This window comes from Paraburkholderia sp., from assembly GCF_034668105.1.
GTDB lineage: Bacteria > Pseudomonadota > Gammaproteobacteria > Burkholderiales > Burkholderiaceae > Paraburkholderia.
The window spans coordinates 1-4,343 of sequence record NZ_JAXDPY010000292.1 but is presented as its reverse complement, the minus strand read 5'-3'; the positions used below and the strand labels follow the sequence as shown (position 1 = coordinate 4,343).

3 protein-coding genes are annotated in these 4,343 nt (G+C 60.7%); 2 read left to right on the top strand and 1 reads right to left on the bottom strand.

Going from position 1 to position 4,343, the window contains the following annotated elements; genetic code table 11:
* The first annotated feature begins 18 nt into the window (after positions 1 to 18).
* Together QOC89_RS13425 and QOC89_RS13420 are read left to right on the top strand one after the other, a co-directional pair.
* On the top strand, positions 19 to 1,374 hold the full coding sequence (locus tag QOC89_RS13425; RefSeq protein ID WP_416340396.1) for an MFS transporter: 1,356 nt from the start codon (positions 19 to 21) through the stop codon (positions 1,372 to 1,374).
* 79 nt (positions 1,375 to 1,453) lie between these two features.
* Positions 1,454 to 2,446, top strand: coding sequence for a 2-hydroxyacid dehydrogenase (locus QOC89_RS13420; protein ID WP_323045454.1), 993 nt, complete (start codon positions 1,454 to 1,456; stop codon positions 2,444 to 2,446).
* Between the two features lie 30 nt (positions 2,447 to 2,476).
* On the opposite strand, the gene QOC89_RS13415 is transcribed toward QOC89_RS13420, so the two are convergent.
* Complete coding sequence (locus tag QOC89_RS13415; protein ID WP_323045453.1) at positions 2,477 to 4,036, bottom strand: class I SAM-dependent methyltransferase; 1,560 nt, start codon at positions 4,034 to 4,036, stop codon at positions 2,477 to 2,479.
* Positions 4,037 to 4,343: the final 307 nt, after the last annotated feature.

The following is a 4,343-nucleotide window of genomic DNA, read 5'->3' as shown; positions in this document are numbered from 1 at the left end:
ATAAAGGAGGAGATCTCGATGTTCTCAGACAGGACAGCCCAGTATGCGGCGACGGATTCCGTTCGCCTGACCCATACGCGCTACACGCTTCTCGCGACGATATTGCTGGTGGCGACCGTCGCCTATGCCGACCGCGCAATCCTGTCGATCGCCGGGCCAGGCATCGCGAAAGAATTCGGCCTGAATCACATTCAGCTGGGCTATATCCTGTCGGCCTTCAGTTGGGCGTACGTCATCGGACAGATTCCCGGTGGCCTGCTGCTGGACCGGCTCGGTACCAAAGCCGTGTATGGCGCAACGCTTGTTTTGTGGTCCATCGCGACAATTCTGGTTGGCTTCATCGGCAAGATCACGTCCGACCTTTCAGTTGCGCTCGGTTTGCTGTTTGCGCTGCGGTTCGCGCTCGGCTTTATCGAAGCGCCTAGTTTCCCCGCCAACAGCCGCGTGACCGTCATGTGGTTTCCGAAAGAGGAGCGCGGCCTCGCAACTTCGCTGTTCGCCTCCGCCTCTTACTTCGCGGTGGCGATCTTCTCGCCGCTCGCGGGGTGGCTGGTGGCGAAGTTCGGCTGGCCCGCGCCATTCTTTGCCCTCGGCCTGATCGGCATTGCTTCGGCCGGGCTCTGGGCGGTGGTCATGTACGAGCCGCGCAAACATCCTCGCGCGTCGCAAGCCGAACTGGACCACATCGTGGCGGGCGGCGCGATGGTCGATATCGATTCGTCGCAGGAGCGGCTGTCCCGTCCCGCGGTGTCGTGGAAAGTGTTGCGCGTGCTGCTGAGTAACCGGATGTTGTGGTGCTCCTACATCGGCCAGTATTGCGCCATTGCGCTGAGCTACTTTTTTATCACATGGTTTCCGATCTATCTGGTTCAGGCTCGCGGCATGAACATCATGCAGGCCGGGCTGGCCACCATGCTGCCGGCCATCTCGGGATTTCTGGGCGGCATTGCGGGCGGCGTGATTTCGGACCTGCTGATTCGTCGCGGCTGGAGTGTGTCGTGGGCGCGCAAGACACCGTATATCGTCGGCATGGCGGTGGGCTGCTGCCTGGTTTTCTCCGCCTTCACGGAAAGCAACACCGTGATCGTCCTGCTGATGACGCTAGCGTTCTTCGGCAAAGGCACCGCCGCCGGTGCGGGCACGTGGGCCATCGTCAGCGATACCGCGCCTCGGGAAGCCGTAGGCCTTGCCGGTGCGATATTTAATTGCGTGGGCAATATCGGCGGTATCGTTACGCCGATCGTCTTCGGCTACATCGTTCAGGCGACGGGCGACTACACGGCCGGCCTGTATTTTGTAGCTGCGCATTGCCTCGTGGCCGCGGTCGTCTATCTGTTCTTCATGGGCAAAATCGAGCGCGTGAAGATGAGCTGAATGCAATGCATCGACGCGGCGGCGTGTTAGCGTGCCGCCGCGGATGAATCGTCAAACTGGATGAACAACTAAGCGCACTATGGAAAAGCCGATCATTCTGAAAGCGGCCGAGTTGCCGGATTGGACCACGGCCGAACTCAACGCGCTCTTCACCGTTCTTGAACTGCCTGAGGAGCCCGCAGCAGCTTCGGCATTCCTGAAGGAGCACGGCCCCGCCATTCGTGGAATAGCGTTGCGCAAGACGAAGGTCGACGCTGCGTTTCTCGACGCTGTTCCTGCGCTGGAAATTATTTCGAGTTACAGCGCGGGCCTCGACAACGTCGATGTGCAAGCCGTGAAGGCGCGCGGTATCGTCATTGAAAACTCGTCGCATGTGCTCGCCGAGGACGTGGCGAACACCGCGCTCGGACTGGCGCTTGCAGTCACGCGCGATTTCGTCAAAGCGGACGCGTATGTTCGGGCAGGCAAATGGCCGAAGCACGGACAGTTTCCGCTTGGCCGTTCGATCTCGCGGATGAACGTCGGCATTGTCGGCCTTGGCATGATCGGCTCGGCCATCGCACGGCGCCTGCAGGCGTTCGGCTCACGCGTGGCGTACTTCGGGCCTACCCGCAAGCCAACGGATCTCCCGTACTACGATAGCGTGGTCGGCCTCGCGGCAGCGTGCGATATGTTGATTCTGACCTGTCCTTTGTCCCGGGCCACCCATCATCTGGTGGACGCAACGGTGCTCGATGCGCTCGGTCCCGGCGGCTTTCTGGTGAACATCTCACGCGGCCCCGTGGTCGACGAAGCGGCGCTTATCGCCGCGCTTCGCGCCGATCGGATCGCCGGTGCGGCGCTTGATGTATTCGAGCGAGAACCCGAAGTGCCGGCAGCGCTCATCGAGGACGACAGATTGGTTCTGACGCCGCATATCGGCTCGGCGACGGAAGAAACGCGGCGCGGCATGGCTGAAAACGTCGTCGATACACTCGCTCGACATTTCGGTATTGCTGGCCCGCGCAGTGCTATGGCGGCTTCGAGGTTGCCCGTCGAGCAGGTAAGTATGTCGAGCGAGATCGCACTCTGACAGGGTCCGCTACGCTAAGCCGATTTCATTTCAGGCGATCTCCAGTGCTTGCAATATCGGTAGATGAATCCGGGCAAAGCGGTTCGCCTTCGCTATCAGATCGGCCGGAGAAACGTCTGCGCCCGGTGGCAGCCCTGTAGTTGCTCGCGTAGGCTGGGGAGTCGCGCGTAGCACGGACTCAGCGAACTCAGCCCATTGCGTCGGGTGCTGCATGTGATGCAGTCGTGCCAATAAAAAGAGTTGCGCCACACGCGGCATCAAAACCCCTGAACCCGACACCGGACTCACCAGAAACTGAACTTCGTCATGATGGCGCGCCTGTTCGCAGATCGCCGCGTTCAGCTTCTTCGCCAACGGCCGGGCGGCACTGATTTGCGCATCGTCCTGGGCGTTCAGCAACACGCCCATACCAACCAGTAGCGTCACGGCCTCGACGATCTGCGTCAAGGTGATGCCCCGTCCGCGAACGCGGTCTTCGATGTCGGACAGGGTCATCGGACGATAACTGCACAGCGCGTCGAGGATAGGACCGTATAGCGTTTCCGGTAACAGTGTCTCCCCTAGCGCACCGCGCACTTTCAGCACCACGGAAGCTCGCGGCAAGGCCAGGATCACCCGATGGGCGCGCAGTTTGGCGTCCCGCTCGTCGTCATTGAGCGTCCGTGGGGCCTTGATCCAGTAATCGCGCCGCAGCGATCGGTTCACGCAGAAATCGCGCACCGTTTCTCGCAAACCCGTATCCGCGATGTCCGCTAATAAAGCGCGCTGCGCCGGGGTGAGGTTGATCTCATCGACGTGATCGCGATAGTCCGCGGATCCCCCATAAGTCAAACCCGCCGCAACAAGCGACGAGGCGACCTGCGAGAAAGACATGGGGTGCCAGTCACGGTTGAAATACTCATGGGCGAGATAATTAGGGTTCTCCCCGGACAACGCCTCGACGCGCTCGGCAAGCAGTGGGCTCACCAGTGCATAGCCCGGCTGCGTCGCGAGTACGGCCCGCGCAAAATCGACGGCGGCTTGAATGCGCACCTGCGTGTGCGCTTCGGCGCCCGTGTCGTCGCGCGGCTCGGATGCTGAACCGATTTGAAAATGCCGCTGCATCAATTCGCGCACGGGCAACATCGCGGCCCATCCGGGCTGGGTGTTGTAGCTTAGATACAGCACGCCACCGGCCTTGAGCTTGCGGCCTATGAATTCAACAATCAGCGCACGATTTTCATCGGAGATCCAGCTCCAGATGCCGTGCATGCCGATGAAATCGAAATCCGGTAAATCGTCGCGCCGGCAGAACGCCGAAAAAGGCTCGCCGAACAATTGCGCCTGCGAATCGGCACTGTCCGCAAGTTGTCGGGCGAAGTTCGCGTGAGGCGGGTGGAAGTCGGTGCCGTACCATTGCGTGGGCGAGCCCGCAGCGTGAATATTGATGCTCACGCCGTGGCCAAAGCCGAGCTCGCAAGCGGTATGTACGGTTGGCAACGCAAGTTGAGCTTGCAGTAAGGGAAGTGTCAGCCGTAACGGATTCAGCTCGTCGCAATAGCCGAATGTGTAGGCAATCTCATCAACGTAACCTGTGTCCGACTCACTCACGTTTTGGCTCTCGTTCTTTGCGCGGGTACCCGCATTGGCCCCGCAGGTTGCGGAACCGGCTGTCCGGCGATGGCGCACACGATACCTGTGGGCGGCATCTAATGCAAAGCATCCTCGATGCGGGTTCGAGCCTCGAATCTGACGCGACCTTCAGCGTGCCGAAGCCGAAAGCGCAGTCGTGCATTCACTCGCCCGCGAACCCGGCGGCATTCGCAAGAAATTAAGCGAGTTGCCTGTCAGATCGGCCGCTTTCACGATGGTCGATACACTTGTGTCGGCGGGTGCGCTCGGTTCTCTCGTTCACGCG

What these genes read in the sequence shown, in the direction of transcription:
- QOC89_RS13420 (WP_323045454.1), top strand. Translation starts at nt 1,454, where the DNA reads ATGGAAAAGCCGATCATTCTGAAAGCGGCCGAGTTGCCGGATTGGACC.
- QOC89_RS13425 (WP_416340396.1), top strand. Translation starts at nt 19, where the DNA reads ATGTTCTCAGACAGGACAGCCCAGTATGCGGCGACGGATTCCGTTCGC.